This window comes from Microbacterium sp. NPDC056569 (assembly GCF_042793475.1).
GTDB lineage: Bacteria > Actinomycetota > Actinomycetes > Actinomycetales > Microbacteriaceae > Microbacterium.
This window is the reverse complement of sequence record NZ_JBHTUV010000001.1, coordinates 342,732-360,792: the sequence shown is the minus strand read 5'-3', so window position 1 is coordinate 360,792 and position 18,061 is coordinate 342,732. Positions and strand designations below refer to the sequence as shown.

The window sequence follows — 18,061 nt, the reverse complement described above, 5'->3', positions numbered from 1 at the left end:
TCAGAGCGTGGCGGCCAGCGGATCGAAGTCCGCGGGGAGCGAGCCGACCTCGCCGAGGGTGCTCTCGACGTCGACGTAGGTGCGCGACGCCGCGGCCTCCTCGATCGACAGCAGCGTGTCGAGCACGTGGTAGCCGAACTCGCCGGTGGCGATGTGCGGGCGGCCGTCGCGGATCGAGCGGGCCATGTCGAGCAGCCCGAGGCCGCGACCGGCGAGCACGCCCTCCTGCGGCACGTCCACGATCTCCTGGATGCGCGGCGCCGGCGGCACCACCATCTCGGTGAGCGGGCGGGTGATCGTGATGGCGCCGCCGAACGTGTTCGGGTCGGGGATCACGATCGTGCCCTCGGTGCCGCTGATCTCGACGATGCCGTGGCGCAGGAGCGGCGAGTCGGTGCTGTACAGGCTCTGCGCCTGACCGCCCTGCTCGAAGTCCATCAGCACCGAGAGCGTCGACGGGATCTCGACCGGGAACTCCTGGCCGGCGAGCTCGCCGACCTGCACCTTGCGCGTGGGCGAGCCCTGCAGCCCGAGCGCCGCGACCGACGCGACGGGGCCGAACACGTGCAGCAGCGTCGACACGTAGTACGGACCCATGTCGAGGAGCGGTCCGCCGCCCTTGGCGTAGAGGAACGCGGGATTCGGATGGAAGATCTCCGGGCCCTGCCACTGGAATGTCGTCGTCGCGAACAGGGGACGGCCGATGTCGCCGCGCGCGATCGCGCGCTTGGCCGTCTGCACGCCCGGGCCGAGCACGGTGTCGGGCGCGACGCCCACGCGCAGGCCCGCGGCATCCGCCGTCTGCAGCAGTCGCTGCGACTCCTCGCGGTCGATGCCGATCGGCTTCTCGGTCCAGACGTGCTTGCCGGCCGCGATGATGGCCTCCGAGACCTCGACGTGCACGGCCGGGATCGTGAGGTTCACCACGATGTCGATGTCGGGATCATTCAGCACGACGTCGTTGCCGCCGGCGCGCGGGACGCCGTACTTCTCGGCCTGCGCCTTGGCGCGCTCCTCGATCAGGTCGCCGATGGCGAGCACGCGCACATCGGGGAAGCTCGACAGGTGCGTGAGGTACTGATCGCTGATGTTGCCCGCGCCGATGATGCCGACGCCGACGGCTCCGCTGGAGGCCGCCATCAGACGGCCGCCTTCTCGCTGAGGGTCGCGTCGAGGTAGACGCGGCTCTGCTCGACCGCGTCGAACAGGTCGCCGTCGAAGTGGTCGAACTCGACGATCGCGACCTCGAGCGCGGGGGCGGCGGCGATCGCCTCGGCCAGCGGGACGACGCCCTTGCCGGCCGGGACCTGGTCCGCCGGCGGGTAGGCCGCGACCGCCTCGGCGTCGAGCGTGCCGTCCTTGACATGCACGGCGATCACGCGGTCGCCGAGCGTGCGCAGAAGGGTCGGCGAGTCGACGCCGGCCCGGGCGACCCAGTACAGGTCGACCTCGAGCACGACGCGCTCGTCGAGCAGCTCGGCGAAGAGCTCGAGGCCCGTCTTGCCGTCGAAGGTCGCCTCGAGCTCGTGCGCGTGGTTGTGGTATCCGACGCGGATGCCGCGCGCGGCGCCGAGCTCGGCAGCAGCGTTGAGCTGCCGTGCGATGTCGGCGATGTGCTCACGGCTCTGCCAGAGGGCGGGATCGGTGTAGGGCTCGATGACCGTCGTCATGCCGAGCGCGTCGGCGGCGTCGAAGACGGCCTCGGGCGCCGGCACCGGGCGGGTCGTCGTCGTGCCGTCGGGGTTGACGAACGACGTCGAGGCGAGGAACGCGTGGCCGGTCGGCGCGGCGATGCCGTTCGCCTTCAGCGCGGCCGCGAGCGGCTCGGCGCGGCGCACGAAGTCGTACGGCTCGGCGGCGGTGAAGCCGCGCGACGCGAGCTCGGCCAGGGTGCCTTCGAGGTCGGCCTCGAGAGCCTCGCGAACGGTGAACAGCTGGATGGATGTCTGGACCGGCATCGGTCGCGCTCCTTCGTTGTCTGCTTCGACAGGTGTGTCTGGGGTGGCGTCCGCGGGCGGATTCCCCGCGTGCTGGAAACGGTACCACGAAAACCTCCATGTGGAGGTTTTTTCTCGATAGGATGTCAGCCATGACCGAGGAGGACCACCAGCCGACCCCGCGAGGGTCGTACGCGAAGGGCGTCGCCCGTCGCCAGGAGATCCTGGATCGCGCCATCGAGGTGTTCGCCAGGCGTGGCTCGGACCGCACGAGCCTGCGCGCGATCGCCGAGGAGGTCGGCGTCACGCACGCCGCGCTCAAGCACTACTTCGGCTCGCTCGAAGAGCTTCTCGTCGCCGTGTACAGGCAGTCCGAAGCCCGCGGCGACGACTGGGAGCCGGTTCCCCCCGATGTGACGCCCACCGAGCTGCTGCGCCGCTGGAGCGACGCGAATCACGAGGTGCAGGGGCTCGTGCAGCTCTACTCCTCGCTCGTCGCGTCCGCCCTCGAGGAGGGGCATCCTGCCGCGCGCGAGTTCGCGACCGAGCGCTTCGCCCGCGTACGCGCCGAGATCGCCGATCGCGTGCGGCACAACCAGGACGCAGGACGCATCCGCAGAGACGTCGATCCCGTGGCCGTCGCCGCACTCGTGATCGCAGCATCCGACGGTCTGCAGACCCAGTGGCTGCTCGACGCCGACGCCCCGCAGGACGCCGCCCTCGCCCTGCTCGACCAGCTGCTCTCGGAGCCGTCGCGCGTCGAGCGCCCGACGGCCTGAGACGGAGGCCGGGATGCCGCAGCACAGCTCCGGTCGCAGGTTCAGGACCGACCTGAGCCATGCGGTCTCGAGCCTGTTCCGCCTCGCCCCGGCGCCGGCGCCCCGCTGGCCGATCGGCCTGCGTGCGGCGATCGCCATGGCGGTGCCGATCGCCGTGATGACGCTGCTCGGGCGGCCGGATCTCGGCTTCCAGGCGGCCACGGGCGCGTTCGTCGCGCTGTACGGCACGCACCTTCCGGTGGTCGAGCGCGCGCGCCTGGTGCCGTTCGTCGGAGGAGGGCTGGCGCTCGCCGCCGTGCTGGGTGCCCTCGCCGGACCGTCGCCCGGCGCGACGCTCGTCGGCCTCGCGATCGTGGCGATCGCCGCGGCCGTCGCGATGTTCGGCTTCGCCGTCGGGCCGCCAGGCCCCCTCTTCGTCGTGCTCGTCTATGGACTGTCGGCGCACGTCGTGGCATCGGGAGCGGATGCCGCGACCTACGTCGCGGCGGTGGCCGGCGGCATCCTGTTCGCCTCGGTCGTGTCGCTGGCTCCGCTGGTTCTGCCGAGCCGCCGGAGGGTCGCTTCTCGGCGGCTGCGCGAGGTTCTGCCCGGACCCGCCTGGCCGCCGACGGAGCGGGTGATGGTCGCCCGTGTCGCGCTCGTCACGGTGATCGGGATCGGGGTGGGGGTGTTCGTCGATCCGGACCGTGCGTACTGGATCGTCGGCGCGGCGATCGCCGTGGTGGGCGTCGCCGCCGATCGCCGCGCCGCGTTCAGTCGCGGACTGCACCGCATGGTCGGCACGGTCCTCGGCGCCGGCGTGTATCTGCTCCTCGCGCCGCTGCCGCTGGGCGCGCTCTGGCTCGCACTGCTCCTCGGCGTGCTGCAGTTCGCGATCGAGCTGTTCGTCGTGCGCAACTACGCGCTCGCCCTCGTCTTCATCACGCCGCTCGTGCTGCTGCTCACCGGCGCCGCGACCGGCGCGGTCGACACCGTCGCCGTCGCGGTCGAGCGCGTGGTCGACACCCTGGCCGGCGCGGTGCTGGGCGCGGTGAGCGGGCTGCTGCACGCGCGCGACGATCCGGCGGCCCGATCCGGACGGATGCTGCCGCCTCACGCCGCCGCGAGGGGGTAGAGCTTCCGCAGCACGAGGCGCTGCACCAGCGTCCAGGCGACCGTGGTAGCGAGGTACAGCGCGGCGGCCAGCGGCACGAACACGGCGAAGACCGCGGTCGTGAACTGCAGCACGCCGGCGAGCCGGGCCATGCCGGCGCCGGCCAGGGGCGCAGCATCCGTCGTCGCTTCGAACTGCGGGCGGAACGCGCGCCGCGTGATCTCGGCCACCGCGACGATGACGGCGAGGACGCCCGCGAACACCCCGAGCGTCGCCGCGGACGCCGTTCCCGCGGTGATCGCGCCGACGAGGCTCGTGCCCAGGGGCACTGTGAAGAGCTCGTGCGTGAGCAGCGCGTTGGCGTGCCCCGCGATCGCAGTGTGCAGGAAGAGCGCGTACACGATCGCGACCACAGGTGCCTGCGCGAGCATCGGCAGGCAGCCGGCGAACGGCGACGCCTTCTCGTCGGCGTACAGCTTCATGGTCTCGCGCTGGAGGCGCTCCGGGTCCTTCCTGTGGCGGCGCTGAAGGTCGCGCAGCCTCGGTGCGAGGCGACTGCGGGTCTGCTCGGCCTTCGCCTGCGCGACACCCGCCGGGATGAGCGCCGCACGCACCAGCAGGGTCAGGACGATGACGGATGCCGCGGCCGCCGCGGATCCGGCGAGGGGCTCGAGCAGGGCTGCGAGCCACATGAGGAGGGAGTATGCCGCGTCGAGGATCGCGGCGACAGGCGGGAAGGCGTAGAGGTCCATGGAGTGTCCGTTCGTCGGGTGCTGTTTCGTGGCGTGCGGCCACGAAGGCACCGGCGAGCGGTCCTCGAGGGAACGTGCGTCGGGGCTACGCGGCCAGAGCCGCGGAACCCGGGGCGCGCGGACGGGAGTGCCCCGGGGCGTCGGGGTGGGATGCGGTGAGCTTCGTCGCGTCGAGGATCGCGCGGCGGGGATGAGCCGCCGCGGCGATCGCGCGGGCCGGGGCGAGGAGGACGGCGATCGCGACGGCCAGGAGCGCCAGTGCGGCCATGACGGCGGCGGCGATGACCAGGGCTCCGGCCTCGGCGGGCGGCGCCGGCGCGATCTCGAACACGGCCCGCGCGGCGGCGCCGATGAGCTCGGCGCCGGGCCGGAGGGCGGATGCGACCACCTCGACGACGAGGCGCAGCACGGCGGTGATGGTCTCGGCCATGCGCACCCCCTCCGTCGCCGCCACGGTAGCACGTGGGCGCAGAGCTCCGACTGGACCAGGGGCGAGCGTCGGATGCAGGCCGCCGAAGCTGCGCGGAAACGCTCTCGATTGGTCATGTGAGTTCCGGCTCACAGAGCCGAACTGCACTGTCGACGGGCGCGGTGACTCGGCGACTCGCGGGCGTGTGAGCTGGAAGTTCATCGGGCCGTGTGAGTTGGAAGTTCATCGGGCCGTGTGAGTTGGAAGTTCATCGGGCCGTGTGAGTTGGAAGTTCATCGGGCCGTGTGAGTTGGAAGTTCGTTGGGGCCGTGTGAGCTGGAAGCTCATCGGGCCGTGTGAGCTGGAAGTTCATCGGGCCGTGTGAGCTGGAAGTTCATCGGGGCAGCGTGGGCTGGAAGTTCGTTGGAGCCGTGTGAGCTGGAAGTTCATTGACCGCTGGGGGAGGTCCGCGCCCGCTTCGGTCGTCGGCCGCGCCTCCACAGAGGCACCCGCGGCGCCGGCTGTGCAAGAATTCCGCAGCGCTCGTCTGCGCACTCGCCGGTGTCGGCCGTGTCAGGCAGGGTAGGAGGGTGACAGCGACCACGACGACCCGCACCGAAGCCCTCGACGTGCTGCGCACCCTCGTCGGGCGCGACGACGCCGACTTCCACGACGGGCAGTTCGAGGCGATCGAGGCGCTCGTCGACGATCGCCGGCGGGCGCTCGTGGTGCAGCGCACCGGGTGGGGCAAGTCGGCGGTGTACTTCGTGTCGACGCTGCTTCTTCGGCGGCGCGGGGCAGGACCAACGGTCCTCGTGTCGCCCCTGCTGGCCCTGATGCGGGATCAGATCGCCGCTGCCGCGCGCGCAGGAGTTCGGGCGGTGAAGATCGATTCGACCAACGCGCACGAGTGGGGCGACGTGCTCGCCCGGCTCGACCGCGACGAGGTCGACGTGCTGCTCGTCTCACCCGAGCGCCTCAACAATCCCTCGTTCCGCGACGAGCAGCTGCCGCAGCTCGTCGCCCGCATCGGCCTCCTCGTCGTCGACGAGGCCCACTGCATCAGCGATTGGGGCCACGACTTCCGCCCGGACTACCGGCGGCTGCGCGACCTCATCGCACGCATGCCCGCGGGCGTTCCGGTGCTCGCGACCACCGCGACCGCCAACAGCCGCGTCGTCGCCGATGTCGCCGAGCAGCTCGACACCGGGTCGGCGGAGACGGATGCTGCCTCCCCGGGCGTGCTCACGATCCGCGGTCCGCTCGCGCGGGCGTCGCTGCGGCTCGGCGTGCTGCGCCTGCCGAACTCGCCGAGCCGGCTGGCGTGGCTGATCAGCCACCTCGGCGACCTGCCGGGGTCGGGCATCATCTACACCCTGACGGTGGCGGCCGCGAACGACACCGCGCGACTGCTGCGCGAGCGCGGGTACGACGTGCGTGCCTATACAGGGCAGACCGACACCGACGAGCGCGAGGATTCCGAGGCGCTCCTCAAAGGCAACCGGGTCAAGGCGCTCGTGGCGACGAGCGCGCTCGGCATGGGGTTCGACAAGCCCGACCTCGGCTTCGTCGTGCACCTCGGCGCCCCGTCATCGCCGGTGTCGTACTACCAGCAGGTCGGCCGCGCCGGACGCGCGACCGACTCGGCGGACGTGCTGCTGCTTCCCGGCACCGAGGACCGCGAGATCTGGCACTACTTCGCGACCGCCTCGATGCCCGACCGCGACCGCGCTGACCGCGTACTCGCGGCGCTCGCCGCCGCGAGCGGCCCGATGTCGACGCCGGCGCTCGAGGCGGTCGTCGACATCCGCCGCACGCCGCTCGAACTGCTGCTGAAGGTGCTCGACGTCGACGGTGCCGTCGAGCGCGTGCGCGGCGGATGGGTCGCCACCGGCGAGCCGTGGACGTACGACGAGGAGCGCTACCGCCGCATCGCGGCCGAGCGCGTCAACGAGCAGCAGCACATGATCGAGTACGAAGAGACCTCCGGCTGCCGCATGGAGTTCCTGCAGCGTTCGCTCGACGACGACACCGCGGCGCCCTGCGGCCGCTGCGACAACTGCGCCGGCACCTGGTTCGCCACGGCGATCGCCTCCGGCGCGACGGATGCTGCGGCCGCCGCCCTCGACCGCGTGGGCGTGCCGATCGAGCCGAGGCGGCAGTGGCCGACGGGCGCCGACCGGCTGGGCGTGCCCGTGAAGGGTCGCATCGCCGCGGACGAGCAGGCCACGGAAGGACGCGCGCTCGCCCGCCTCACCGACCTCGGCTGGGGCGGTGCGCTACGAGACCTGTTCGCCGCGGGCGCGGCGGATGGGCCCGTACCTCAGAACGTGCTCGGCGCGTGCGTACGGGTGCTCGCGGACTGGGGCTGGGAGAACCGGCCGGTCGCCGTCGTCGCGCTGCCGTCGCGGGCGAAGCCGCACCTCGTCGACTCGCTCGCGCGTGGCATCGCCGAGATCGGCCGGCTGCCGTTCCTCGGCTCGCTGGCCCTCGTCGACGGCGGTCCGACCGGGCAGCCCGGCGGCAACAGCGCCTTCCGCGTCGCGGGCGTCTGGGATCGGTTCTCGGCGGCCGGCCTCGACATCCCCGCCGGACCCGTCCTCCTCGTCGACGACCGGGTCGACAGCGGCTGGACCCTCACCGTCGCCGCGCGCGAGGTCCGCCGGGCGGGTGCGACCGAGGTGCTGCCCTTCGCCCTCGCCCTCCGCGGCTGAGCGCGCGGGATTCTCAGCTCCCGGTCGGCGGCTTAGGCCGCGGGCGCCGCACGATGAGGTAGATCACGGCCGCCGCGACGAGGAGCACCACCAGCACGACCCACGGCACCCAGGTGATCGGCGCGGCGGCGTTGTCGCCGGCCTCGGCCGTGGGCGTCGGGGTCGCCGTCGGCGACGCTGTCGGGGCGGGCGTCGCGGTGGGAGCGGGGGTGGCCGTCGGCTCGGGCGTGGGTGTCGTCGTCGGCTCCGGCTCGCCGGTGGGCACCGGCGCGGGTGTGGTCGGCTCGGGGGTGGGCTCCGGCACCACGGTCGGCTCCGGGGTGGGCTCGGGTGTCGGCTCCGGGGTCGGGGCGGGCGACCGCGTCGGGAGGATCGGGGTGCGCGTCGGCTCCGGGGTCGGCTCCTCGGTGGGCTCCGGGGATGCCGTCCGCGTCGGCAGGCTCGTCGGCAGACCGGTCGGCAGACCGGTCGGCAGAGCGGTGGGGAGGGGAATCCCGCCGTTCCCGCAGCCGGCGAGGAGGACGAGTGCCGCGGCGATCGCACCTGCTGCGAGCAGCCGGGCCGCGCGCGACCGCCGCGGAGCCCGGGATTCACGTGTCGCGCGAGGGTGCGGCATCCGTTCCTCCATCGGTTCTTGCCGCATCGTACGGCCGCGCCCGCGAGCCGGCCGGGATTCGGACCGAGACACTCCGCTGCGCCGGGTCCGGGCGCGCGATCACATGACCGCGTGTGACGCCCTGTGTCGTCGTGTCGCGGCGTGTGTCGTCACAGCGTTCCACCCGGTCTGCGCCCGGGCGAGCATGGCCGCATGCCTTCCCCACTCATCTCGCCGACCGAGCTGGCCGACCTCATCCGCAGCGGCACCCCGCCGCGGATCCTCGACGTGCGGTGGCGGCTCGACCAGCCCGAGGGCCGGCCGGCGTACCTCGACGGGCATCTGCCCGGCGCGGTCTACGTCGACCTCGACCACGAACTGGCGCGGCGAGGCGACCCACGCGAGGGGCGGCACCCGCTGCCGCCGCGCGGGCAGCTCGAGGCCGCGGCGCGGCGGTGGGGCATCCGGGGCGGTGACACCGTCGTCGCGTACGACGACGTGCACTCCGTCGCCGCCGCGCGCGCCTGGTGGGTGCTGACGCGATCCGGGCTCGCCGACGTGCGCGTCCTCGACGGCGGCCTGCGCGGCTGGCTGGCGGAACGTCTCCCGCTCGAGACGGGCGACGTGCTGCCCCGCCCGCCCGGGGATGTCGTGCTCGGCGAGATCACCGAGGGCGTCGCCGACATCGACGGCGTGGAGGAGTGGCCCGACCACGGGCTGCTGCTCGACGTGCGCGCGCCCGAGCGCTACCGCGGCGATGCCGAACCGCTCGACCCGGTCGGCGGCCACATCCCGGGCGCCGTCAACCTTCCGACGACGGTGCACCTGACCGCGGGCAAGTTCCGCTCGCCGGACGAGATCCGCGCCGAGTTCGCCGCCGCGGGCGTGGTGGACGGCGTCTCGGTGGCGGCCTACTGCGGATCCGGCATCGCGGCGACCCACACGGCGCTCGCGGGAGCGCTCGCCGGGATCGACGTGGTCGTGTACCCGGGCTCGTGGAGCCAGTGGTCGCGCTCGCGCGGCCGGCTCGCCGCCGTCGGCCCGGCACCGTCGCTGGACGTGGTGCCGGTATGACCGAGGTGCTGCGGGAGGCTCCTGCGATCCCGACCATCGCCGACCGCCCGCTGCGCGTGGTGGGGGTGTCGGGGTCGCTCCACGAACCGAGCCGCACCACTGCGCTCGTGCGCACGATCCTCGCTTCGGTCGCTCAGCGCATCCCGGCCGACACCGAACTCGTCGAGATCGCCGCGCTGGGCGCGGGATTCGCGGGGGCGCTGCGGCGCGAGGACGTCGCTCCCGAGGTCGAGTCCGCGCTGCGGGCGATCGAGTCCGCCGACCTGCTCGTCGTCGCCAGCCCGGTGTACCGCGCATCGTTCACGGGGCTCTTCAAGCACCTGTTCGACTTCGTGGGCCAGTACGACCTCGTCGGCACGCCGGTGCTGCTCGCGGCGACCGGAGGAGGCGAGCGGCACGCGCTCATCATCGAGCACCAGCTGCGGCCGCTGTTCGGCTTCTTCCAGGCGCTCACGCTGCCGATCGGCGTCTACGCGTCCAACAGCGACTTCGTGGACTACGAGCTGACCTCGCCCGAGGTCGCGCGCCGCGTCGTGCAGGCCGTCGACCGATCGCTTCCGCTCATCGAGCAGGCGGCCCTCGTCCGCCGATCGGAGTACGTCGCGACCTGGTGACCGAGGGCGTCTCGACGTCGTCCCGGTGGACCACATAGACTGACGCACGTGTTGACCTGTCGGTGTTGTCGCCCCTGCTGTTGAAGCATCCGCTTCACGCAGACCTCCGCGACCCCGACAACCACCCGCGCACCCGCGCGGCAACACACCAGGACACCACGTGCGTTACGCCCACAGCGTGGCCGACCTCGTCGGCAACACCCCTCTCGTCCAGCTGACCCGTGTCACCGACGGCATCGCCGCGACGGTGCTCGCGAAGGTCGAGTACTTCAACCCCGGCGGCTCGGCCAAGGACCGCATCGCCGGCCGCATCATCGATGCCGCCGAGCGTGACGGACTCCTGAAGCCCGGTGGCACGATCGTCGAGCCGACGAGCGGCAACACCGGCGTCGGCCTCGCGCTCGTCGCCGTGCAGCGCGGCTACCGCATGATCTTCGTCGTGCCCGACAAGTTCGCCGGACCCAAGGTCGACGTCCTGCGGGCCTACGGCGCCGAGGTCGTCGTGACCGACACGAGCGTGCCGCCCGAGGACCCGCGCTCGTACTACAGCGTGTCGGACCGGCTCGTGCGCGAGATCCCCGGAGCGTTCAAGCCGAACCAGTTCGCGAACCCGAACGGGCCGCTCAGCCACTATGAGACGACCGGGCCGGAGATCTGGCGCGACACCGACGGCCGCGTGACGCACTTCGTCGCCGGCATCGGCACCGGCGGCACCATCACCGGCACCGGTCGCTACCTGCACGAGGTGTCGGGCGGGGCGGTGCGGGTCGTCGGCGCCGACCCCGAGGGATCGATCTACTCCGGCGGGCCGATCCACGGCTATCTCGTCGAGGGCGTCGGCGAGGACTTCTGGCCCGAGAGCTACGACCCGTCGGTGCCCGACGAGATCCACCGCATCTCCGACGCCGAGACGTTCGCGATGACCCGCCGTCTCGCCCGCGAAGAGGGACTCCTCGTGGGCGGCTCGAGCGGGATGGCGGTGGTCGCGGCGCTGCGCACCGCCCGGGATCTGCCGGCGGACGCCGTCGTCGTCGTGCTGCTGCCCGACCACGGCCGCGGCTACCTCAACCGCTTCTACGACGACGACTGGATGCGTGACCACGGCTTCGACGTCGCCACCGCCGATTCCCCGGTCGTTGAGCGAGCCGGCGAGTCGAAACGCAGAGACGAGACGCCCGCACCCGGCGCAGAGCCCGAGGGCGCAGCATCCGTCACCCCCACCGAAGGAGCACCCGAATGACCGAGTCCACGAACGAGCGCGGCTTCGAGACCCGAGCGGTGCACGCCGGGCAGGCCTTCGACCCGACGACGGGCGCCGTGATCCCGCCGGTGCACTTCTCGACGACCTACGCGCAGGACGGCATCGGAGGGCTCCGCCAGGGGTACGAGTACGGTCGCAGCGGCAACCCGACGCGCACCGCGCTCGAGACGCAGCTCGCCGCGCTCGAGGGCGGCGAGCACGCGCTGTCGTTCGCGTCGGGCCTCGCCGCCGAGGACGCGCTGCTGCGCGCCGCGCTCAAGCCCGGTGACGAGGTGCTGCTCGGCAGCGATGTCTACGGCGGCACTTACCGCCTCATCGCCCGGGTGCTCGGCGGGTGGGGCGTCGGCGTGCGGGTCGTCGACATGAGCGACCTCGACGCGGTGCGCGCGGCGCTCGAGGAGCGCCCGGCGCGGATCCTCTGGGTGGAGACCCCGAGCAACCCGCTGCTGCGCATCACCGACATCGCGGGGCTCGCGCGCCTCGGGCACGACGCCGGCGCGCTGGTCGTCGTCGACAACACGTTCGCGTCGCCCGCGCTGCAGCAGCCGCTGGCACTCGGCGCCGACGTCGTCGTGCACTCCACGACCAAGTACCTCGGCGGGCACTCCGACGTCGTCGGCGGGGCGCTCGTGCTCGACGACGGCGCCCTGTACGAGCAGGTGAAGTTCCTGCAGTTCGCCGTGGGCGCCGTGTCGGGCCCGCTCGATGCGTGGCTCACGACCCGCGGCATCAAGACACTCGCCCTGCGCATGCAGCGGCACAGCGAGAACGCGCAGGAGATCGCCGAGTTCCTGGCGGGCCACGGCTCGGTCGCGCGCGTGTACTACCCGGGTCTCCCCTCGCACCCCGGACACGAGCTCGCCGCGCGGCAGATGAGCCGGTTCGGCGGGATCGTCTCAGTGGCATTGACGGATGCTGCGGCCGCACGTCGCTTCGCCGAGACCACGCGTCTGTTCCAGCTGGCCGAGTCGCTCGGCGGCGTCGAGTCGCTCATGAACTACCCCGACGAGATGACGCACGCCTCGGTGCGCGGCACCGAGCTCGCCGTTCCGCCGGAGGTCGTGCGCCTGTCGGTCGGCATCGAATCGGTCGCCGACCTCCTCACGGACCTCGACCAGGCTCTTTCCGGCCTCTGATCGGACTCGCGAAAGGGTGGATCGCCGCACCGCGCGTGTGCGGAGATCCACCCTTTCACGATTCCTGGAACGCGTCCGCGATCGACGTAGGCTCGGGGGCATGACGTCGAGCCCCGGCATCCGATCGTCCGTCCTCGCAGAGCCGCTGCGGATCGGCCGCGTCACGGTGCCGAACCGCATCATGCAGACGGCGCACTCGAAGCAGTACTCCGACCGCGTCGAGTCCGACCGCGAGACGGCGTACTACGTGCGCCGCGCGCTCGGCGGGTGCGGGCTGTTCGTCGCCGGCAACCACTTCGTGCACCCGACCGGGTCGATCCGCGGCTTCGAGGACGCGTATCGCCCCGAGGGGATCGCCGCTGCGAAGAGCATGACGGATGCTGTGCACGAAGCCGGTGCGAAGATCTTCGTGCAGCTCAACCACCATGGGGCGCAGGCGCAGCCGGACGGGCCCGACGGCCCGCGCGCCGTCTATGCGCCGTCACGGCTGATCTCACCCTCGACCGGTCACGCGACGCGTGCGATGGACCGCGCCGACATCGCGTCCTTCGTCGAGGGGTGGGCGCTGTCGGCCGAGCACGCGCGCGACGGCGGGTTCGACGGGGTCGAGATCCACATGGCGCACGGCTACCTGCTGCACCAGTTCCTCTCGCCCCTCTACAACGCCCGCGAGGACGAGTACGGCGGCGACCTCGAGGGCCGCACCCGGTTCCCGCGCGAAGTCCTGCGGGCGGTGCGGGAGCGTGTGGGCGACGACTTCACGGTCGGCGTCCGCATCGTCGCGAACGAGTTCCACGAGGGCGGCATCGACGGCGCCGGCATGCGCGAGGTCATCGCGCGCCTCCGGCAGGAGGCCCGGATCGACTTCCTCGACCTCGCCTCCGGCGGCTACCACAACGTGCACTACGTCTTCCCGTCGTCGCCGATGCCATTCGCCTGGCTGCGTGACGACGTCGCCGCGGTCAAGACCGCGAACCCCGACGTGCCCGTGTTCGGCGTCGGCGCCGCCCGCTCGGTCGAGGAGGCCGAGGAGGTCGTCGCCTCCGGCGTCGCCGACATGGTCGCGCTCACCCGCGCCCAGATCGCCGACCCCGACCTCGGGCGCAAGCTGCTCGGACTCGCGCCCGTCGACACGGGGGAGCGCGGCATCCGTCACTGCATCAGGCTGAATCAGGGATGCCTCGGCCGCGGCAGCCGCGGACTCGCGATGTCGTGCACCGTCAACCCGCTCGCCGGCCGCGAACTCGAACGCGGCGAGCGGCCGCGCACGACGTCGCCGCAGCGGTGGGTCGTCGCCGGCGGGGGGCCTGCGGGAATGCGCGCCGCGGTGGAGCTCGCCGCCGACGGGCACGCCGTGACCCTGCTCGAGCGCGCGGACGAGCTCGGCGGCCAGCTGCGCCTCGCCCGCCGCGTGCCCGGGCGCGAGAGCGTCGGCCTGCTGGTCGACGACCTCGAGCGCGACCTCGCGGCGGCGGGCGTCGACGTGCGGCTCGGCGTCGAGGCGACGGCGGAGACGCTGCGCGGACTCGGAGCCGAGGGCATCGTCGTCGCGACCGGAGCCGTCGCGCCCGCGACGACCTCGCTCGCCCTCGGCGGCGCGTACACCGACGGGTTGCCGGCCCAAGGCACGATCGACGCATTCGCGGCGGTCGCATCCCATTCGGGCGCGGCGCTCGGACGCCGCATCGCGGTGGTGGATGCCGACGGCACGGCGTACGCGGCCGGCATCGTCCTGTCCCTGCTCGAGCGCGTCGACGAGCTCGAGCTGATCACGCCGTTCGAGACCCTGTTCCCGCACATCGGCGCCGGGTACGACAGGCCGCTGCTGCTCGAGCGCCTCGGGGCGCACCACGGGTTCCGCCGGAGCGTCGCGCACCGCGTCGTGCGCATCGAGCCGGGTGCCGTGACCGCCGAGGACCTGCTCACCGGCGTGGCGGACGCGATCCCCGGCGTGGACGCCGTCGTCGCGATCGAGCCGCGTGCGTCGGTCGGCGTCCCCGGACTCGAAGCGGACGCCGTGGCCGCAGCATCCGTGTCGCCCCGCGCTGTCGTGATCGGCGACGCGTTCGCCCCGCGCACGATCGACGCCGCGATCTTCGAGGCCGTCGAGCTCGCCTACGACGTCGCCGGCCTCGCCACCCTCCGCGGCTGAGATCCGCGCGGCCGCGGTCGCAGCATCCGTCGCTCCCGGTCCCTTCGCCGTCCGCCCCCGTCGGCGATCCGCGCATTCCTCCTTCGTTCGCCACATACGTACGCCGCAGCCGCGATTTCACGTACATATGTGACGAACGAACAAGGTGGCGGGGGCTGAAGAACCTCGGGTGATGCGAGGGGCGGTGGCTACGCTGGGCGGGTGGACCCCGTCACCGCAACGCTCGTCATCCTCGTGCTCGCGGTGATCGCGTTCGTGAGCAACCGCGTGCCGATCGGCGTCGTCGCGATCGGCGTCGCGCTGGCGCTCTTCTTCACCGGCGTGCTGACGCTGCCGCAGGCGCTCGCGGGGTTCGGCGACCCGACGGTGCTGTTCATCGCGGGACTCTTCGTCGTGAGCGAGGCGCTCGACGCCACCGGCGTCACCGCGTGGGCAGGGCAGAAGGTGATCGGCCGCGCCGGCACCAAGCGCACCACCCTCCTGATCGTCATCGCCCTCCTCGTGGCGGGGCTCACCGCCCTCATCAGCATCAACGGCGCGGTCGCCGCGCTCCTGCCGCTCGTGGTCGTCGTCGCGGCCCGCGCGGGCATCGCCTCGTCGAAGCTCCTCATGCCGCTCGCGTTCGCGGCATCCGCGGGTTCGCTCCTCCTGCTCACCGGCACGCCCGTCAACATCATCGTGTCGGAGTTCGCCGCGGCGGCGGGCGGGCGCGAGTTCGGGTACTTCGAGTTCGCGCTGGTCGGCATCCCGGTCCTCCTCGGCACGGTCGCGATCCTCCTCGTCGGCGGCGGTCTCGTACCGGAGCGCAAGGGCGCGCTCATGCCGCTGGACCTCGTGCGGCACGCCCGACTGCTGCGGCAGCAGTACTCGCTCACCCTCGACACCGGCGTGCTGCTCGGCCCCGACACCGGGGTCACGGAGGTGGTCGTGGCACCGCGGTCGCCGCTGATCGGCAAGCACGTGTGCGCGGGAATGACAACGCCCGACGGCGACCTGGTCGTGCTCGCGGCGCGCCGCGGCGACGAGCAGCTGAAGGGCACCGAGTTCGTCGTTCAGGCCGGCGACGCGCTGCTGCTGCAGGGCGCGTGGGACGACCTGACCCGACGCACGAACGACCCGGGCGTCCTCGTCGTGGACGACCCGGCGCAGCTTCGCCGGTCGGTCCCGCTCGGCAAGGGCGCGAAGCGTGCGATCGGCATCCTGCTCGCGATGATCCTGCTGCTGGCGACGGGCATGGTCCCGCCCGCCGTCGCCGCGCTGCTCGCCGCGTGCGCCCTCGTGCTGACCCGCACCGTCACCGTGACCCAGGCGTACCACTCGATCTCGTGGACGACGATCGTGCTCATCGCCGGCATGATCCCGCTGTCCACCGCGTTCATCAGCACCGGGACCGCCGACCTCGTGGCGAACTGGATGCTGTCGTTCCTCGGCGACGCCGGCCCACACGTCGCGCTGCTCGCCCTGTGCGGGCTCACCGTGGTGCTGGGCCAGCTCATCAGCAACACCGCGACGGTGCTCATCGTCGCGCCCATCGCGATCTCGGTCGCGCAGTCGCTCGACCTGTCGGTGCAGCCCTTCATGATGGCGCTGACCGTCGCGGGGGCGGCGGCCTTCCTCACACCGATCGCGACGCCCGCGAACCTCATGGTGATGGAGCCGGCCGGCTACCGCTTCGGCGACTACTGGAAGCTCGGCCTGCCGCTCGTGCTGTTCTTCCTCGTGGTCGCGGTCTGGTACGTCCCGATCATCTGGCCGTTCTGACCGCCCGGGAGAACAGCGCGACGCCCCGGCGGCCTGGGGGGGGCGGGTCCACCGGGGCGTCGCGGGTCGGGTCAGGCGGCCGACCAGCCGCCGTCGCTCGCGAGGTTCTGGCCGTTGACGTTCACGCCGTCGTCGCTCAGCAGGAACGTGATCGACGCGGCCAGGCGGTCGGCGGCGACCGGCGGGGTCATCACGGCCATGCCGGCGCGCACGCGGTCGGCGCCCAGCGGCGAGTTGAACTTCGCCTCGATGTTGGTGATCACCGCGCCGGGGGCCACGGCGTTCACGCGGATGCCGCTCGGGCCGTACATGAACGCGCTCGACTTCGTGAGGCCCACGACCGCGTGCTTCGACGCGGTGTAGGCGGCGCCGGCGGAGGAGCCGCGAAGGGATGCCTCGGACGAGGTGTTCACGATCGAGCCGCCGCCTTGCGCGAGCATGGCGGGGATGACGGCGCGCATGAGCTTCATCGTGCCGGTGACGTTCACGCGGAACACGCGATCCCAGACCGCGTCGGTGACGTCGCCGACCGGGGTCATGTCGTCCATGATGCCGGCGATGTTCGCGAGCCCGTCGATCCGGTCGCCGGCCGCCTCGACGATGCGCGCCACGCCCTCGTCGTCGGTGATGTCCGCCGTCAGGGCGACGATGTCGGCGCCGGAGTGCGCCGCGACGAACTCGTCGAGCCGGTCCTGGCTGACGTCGACGGCGATCACACGACCGCCCTCGCGTGCGACGCGCGACGCGGTGGCGCGGCCGATGCCGGAGCCGGCGCCCGTGACGATGATGGTCTGGCCGGTGAAGCGGCCCGCGGTGACCTTCTCGGCCCACTCGGCCTTGGGAGTCTCAGCGGCGGCATCCGCCTCGGCGGGGACGCCGTCCGGGTTGACCTGGGCGACCAGCGCGTCGAGGGCGGCCTGCGGGAAGGAGCCGCCGCTCATCGCCACGAGGTTGCTGATCGGGAGGCCCGCGATGGGCGCGAGGGCGTCCGCACTCTGTCCGCCCTGGGCGAGGAGGCCCCGCAGCGCGGCACCGCCGGCCGGATCGTCGAGCCAGGTCTGGATGGTGGATGCTCCGGTCAGGGGAGCGGTGGTGGTGCTCATTTCTGTCCCTTCTTCATGCAGTTCAGCGGGGCTGCGGGTCCGGGGGATGAGGATCCTTCGGGGCGGCTCCTACCGGACAACTTTGTCCGGTACTAGGCTACACCCGTGCCGAGCACCGCATCCCCCCGTGCGCTCCCTCGCCAGAACCGAGGCCCCGCCGCAGCAGCCGACAACCGTCGGGCGTTGATCGCCGCTGCGCGCGAGGTCTATGCCGAAGGAGGCCTTCAGGCCCCCTTCAGCGCCGTCGCCAAGCGCGCCGGTGTCGGGCAAGGAAGCCTGTACCGTCATTTCCCCGACCGCACCGCCCTCGCCGTCGCCGTCTTCGAAGACAACGTGCGCGACCTCGAGGACTACACGGCGCCGCCCGACCGGACGATCGACGACCTGCTCGACCGCGTCGTCGATCAGGCGGTCGTGTCCACCGCGTTCATCGAGCTCATCACCGCGGACCTCTCCGATCGCCGGGTCGCGTCGCTGGGCGCGCGATTCCAGGCGCTCGTGGAGCGTCTCGTCGCGCGCGATCGGACCGCCGGACGCCTGGGATCGCACATCGAGACCGAGGACGTGACCCTCGCGACCGGGATGCTGGCGACCGAGCTCGCGCGTGCCGAACCGGCCCAGCGGCCCGCGGTCGCGCGGCGGGCGCGGGCCCTGTTCGCCGCGGCGTTCGCGCCGCGCTGA

At 72.5% G+C, this 18,061-nt stretch carries 16 protein-coding genes; 10 read left to right on the top strand and 6 right to left on the bottom strand.

Features of this window, described 5'->3' with window-relative positions; translation table 11 throughout:
* Together ACFQ7C_RS01435 and ACFQ7C_RS01430 are read right to left on the bottom strand one after the other, a co-directional pair.
* Complete coding sequence (locus tag ACFQ7C_RS01435; protein WP_378896941.1) at positions 1-1,140, bottom strand: Gfo/Idh/MocA family protein; 1,140 nt, start codon at positions 1,138-1,140, stop codon at positions 1-3.
* On the bottom strand, positions 1,140-1,958 hold the full coding sequence (locus tag ACFQ7C_RS01430; RefSeq protein ID WP_378896939.1) for a sugar phosphate isomerase/epimerase family protein: 819 nt from the start codon (positions 1,956-1,958) through the stop codon (positions 1,140-1,142). Before ACFQ7C_RS01430 ends, ACFQ7C_RS01435 begins: the two co-directional genes overlap by 1 nt.
* Before the next feature lie 131 nt (positions 1,959-2,089).
* Here ACFQ7C_RS01430 and ACFQ7C_RS01425 point away from each other — a divergent pair, with 131 nt between their 5' ends.
* Together ACFQ7C_RS01425 and ACFQ7C_RS01420 are read left to right on the top strand one after the other, a co-directional pair.
* Entirely contained in the window at positions 2,090-2,716 is a 627-nt protein-coding gene (locus tag ACFQ7C_RS01425) for a TetR/AcrR family transcriptional regulator (RefSeq protein WP_378896936.1), read from the top strand.
* A 13-nt stretch (positions 2,717-2,729) separates the two neighbouring features.
* A complete protein-coding gene (locus tag ACFQ7C_RS01420; RefSeq protein WP_378896933.1) occupies positions 2,730-3,830 on the top strand; it encodes an FUSC family protein in 1,101 nt (366 codons plus the stop codon).
* Here ACFQ7C_RS01420 and ACFQ7C_RS01415 read toward each other — a convergent pair.
* Both ACFQ7C_RS01415 and ACFQ7C_RS01410 read right to left on the bottom strand, forming a co-directional pair.
* Positions 3,809-4,561 (bottom strand): YidC/Oxa1 family membrane protein insertase, encoded by a 753-nt coding sequence (locus tag ACFQ7C_RS01415; RefSeq protein ID WP_378896931.1) that lies wholly within the window; start codon positions 4,559-4,561, stop codon positions 3,809-3,811. The two genes, ACFQ7C_RS01420 and ACFQ7C_RS01415, sit on opposite strands and share 22 nt — an antisense overlap.
* Before the next feature lie 85 nt (positions 4,562-4,646).
* Positions 4,647-4,991 carry a DUF6412 domain-containing protein gene (locus ACFQ7C_RS01410; protein ID WP_378896928.1) on the bottom strand — a complete coding sequence of 115 codons (345 nt, stop codon included), beginning with the start codon at positions 4,989-4,991 and terminating at the stop codon, positions 4,647-4,649.
* 569 nt (positions 4,992-5,560) lie between these two features.
* On the opposite strand from ACFQ7C_RS01410, the gene ACFQ7C_RS01405 reads away from it, so the two are divergent.
* Complete coding sequence (locus ACFQ7C_RS01405) at positions 5,561-7,684, top strand: DEAD/DEAH box helicase (protein ID WP_378896924.1); 2,124 nt, start codon at positions 5,561-5,563, stop codon at positions 7,682-7,684.
* A 13-nt stretch (positions 7,685-7,697) separates the two neighbouring features.
* Here ACFQ7C_RS01405 and ACFQ7C_RS01400 read toward each other — a convergent pair whose 3' ends face one another.
* On the bottom strand, positions 7,698-8,300 hold the full coding sequence (locus ACFQ7C_RS01400) for a hypothetical protein (RefSeq protein WP_378896921.1): 603 nt from the start codon (positions 8,298-8,300) through the stop codon (positions 7,698-7,700).
* Positions 8,301-8,492: 192 nt separating this feature from the next.
* On the opposite strand from ACFQ7C_RS01400, the gene ACFQ7C_RS01395 reads away from it, so the two are divergent.
* The 6 genes from ACFQ7C_RS01395 to ACFQ7C_RS01370 all read left to right on the top strand — a co-directional run bounded on the left by ACFQ7C_RS01395 (position 8,493) and on the right by ACFQ7C_RS01370 (position 16,277).
* Positions 8,493-9,353, top strand: coding sequence for a sulfurtransferase (locus tag ACFQ7C_RS01395; RefSeq protein WP_378896919.1), 861 nt, complete (start codon positions 8,493-8,495; stop codon positions 9,351-9,353).
* On the top strand, positions 9,350-9,967 hold the full coding sequence (gene msuE, locus ACFQ7C_RS01390; RefSeq protein WP_378896916.1) for an FMN reductase: 618 nt from the start codon (positions 9,350-9,352) through the stop codon (positions 9,965-9,967). The genes ACFQ7C_RS01395 and msuE overlap by 4 nt, the downstream gene beginning before the upstream one ends.
* Positions 9,968-10,127: 160 nt before the next feature.
* Positions 10,128-11,207: a pyridoxal-phosphate dependent enzyme gene (locus ACFQ7C_RS01385; RefSeq protein ID WP_378896913.1), complete on the top strand. Its 1,080-nt coding sequence runs from the start codon at positions 10,128-10,130 to the stop codon at positions 11,205-11,207.
* The gene (locus ACFQ7C_RS01380; RefSeq protein WP_378896910.1) at positions 11,204-12,364 is read left to right on the top strand and encodes a cystathionine gamma-synthase; all 1,161 of its coding nucleotides are present in this window, start codon (positions 11,204-11,206) and stop codon (positions 12,362-12,364) included. Before ACFQ7C_RS01385 ends, ACFQ7C_RS01380 begins: the two co-directional genes overlap by 4 nt.
* A 100-nt stretch (positions 12,365-12,464) precedes the next feature.
* Positions 12,465-14,516: an NAD(P)-binding protein gene (locus tag ACFQ7C_RS01375; protein WP_378896908.1), complete on the top strand. Its 2,052-nt coding sequence runs from the start codon at positions 12,465-12,467 to the stop codon at positions 14,514-14,516.
* 201 nt (positions 14,517-14,717) lie between these two features.
* Positions 14,718-16,277 carry an SLC13 family permease gene (locus ACFQ7C_RS01370; RefSeq protein WP_378896906.1) on the top strand — a complete coding sequence of 520 codons (1,560 nt, stop codon included), beginning with the start codon at positions 14,718-14,720 and terminating at the stop codon, positions 16,275-16,277.
* 71 nt (positions 16,278-16,348) lie between these two features.
* Here the strand turns inward: ACFQ7C_RS01370 and ACFQ7C_RS01365 are convergent, their stop codons facing one another.
* Entirely contained in the window at positions 16,349-17,380 is a 1,032-nt protein-coding gene (locus ACFQ7C_RS01365; RefSeq protein ID WP_378896903.1) for an SDR family NAD(P)-dependent oxidoreductase, read from the bottom strand.
* A gap of 105 nt (positions 17,381-17,485) precedes the next feature.
* Here ACFQ7C_RS01365 and ACFQ7C_RS01360 point away from each other — a divergent pair, with 105 nt between their 5' ends.
* Positions 17,486-18,061 (top strand): TetR family transcriptional regulator, encoded by a 576-nt coding sequence (locus ACFQ7C_RS01360; RefSeq protein WP_378896901.1) that lies wholly within the window; start codon positions 17,486-17,488, stop codon positions 18,059-18,061.

Excerpts from the sequence above, each read along its gene's own strand:
- ACFQ7C_RS01435 (WP_378896941.1), bottom strand. The coding sequence starts at position 1,140 with ATGGCGGCCTCCAGCGGAGCCGTCGGCGTCGGCATCATCGGCGCGGGC.
- ACFQ7C_RS01430 (WP_378896939.1), bottom strand. The coding sequence starts at position 1,958 with ATGCCGGTCCAGACATCCATCCAGCTGTTCACCGTTCGCGAGGCTCTC.
- ACFQ7C_RS01425 (WP_378896936.1), top strand. The coding sequence starts at position 2,090 with ATGACCGAGGAGGACCACCAGCCGACCCCGCGAGGGTCGTACGCGAAG.
- ACFQ7C_RS01420 (WP_378896933.1), top strand. The coding sequence starts at position 2,730 with ATGCCGCAGCACAGCTCCGGTCGCAGGTTCAGGACCGACCTGAGCCAT.
- ACFQ7C_RS01415 (WP_378896931.1), bottom strand. The coding sequence starts at position 4,561 with ATGGACCTCTACGCCTTCCCGCCTGTCGCCGCGATCCTCGACGCGGCA.
- ACFQ7C_RS01410 (WP_378896928.1), bottom strand. The coding sequence starts at position 4,991 with ATGGCCGAGACCATCACCGCCGTGCTGCGCCTCGTCGTCGAGGTGGTC.
- ACFQ7C_RS01400 (WP_378896921.1), bottom strand. The coding sequence starts at position 8,300 with ATGCCGCACCCTCGCGCGACACGTGAATCCCGGGCTCCGCGGCGGTCG.
- ACFQ7C_RS01395 (WP_378896919.1), top strand. The coding sequence starts at position 8,493 with ATGCCTTCCCCACTCATCTCGCCGACCGAGCTGGCCGACCTCATCCGC.
- msuE (WP_378896916.1), top strand. The coding sequence starts at position 9,350 with ATGACCGAGGTGCTGCGGGAGGCTCCTGCGATCCCGACCATCGCCGAC.
- ACFQ7C_RS01380 (WP_378896910.1), top strand. The coding sequence starts at position 11,204 with ATGACCGAGTCCACGAACGAGCGCGGCTTCGAGACCCGAGCGGTGCAC.
- ACFQ7C_RS01375 (WP_378896908.1), top strand. The coding sequence starts at position 12,465 with ATGACGTCGAGCCCCGGCATCCGATCGTCCGTCCTCGCAGAGCCGCTG.
- ACFQ7C_RS01365 (WP_378896903.1), bottom strand. The coding sequence starts at position 17,380 with ATGAGCACCACCACCGCTCCCCTGACCGGAGCATCCACCATCCAGACC.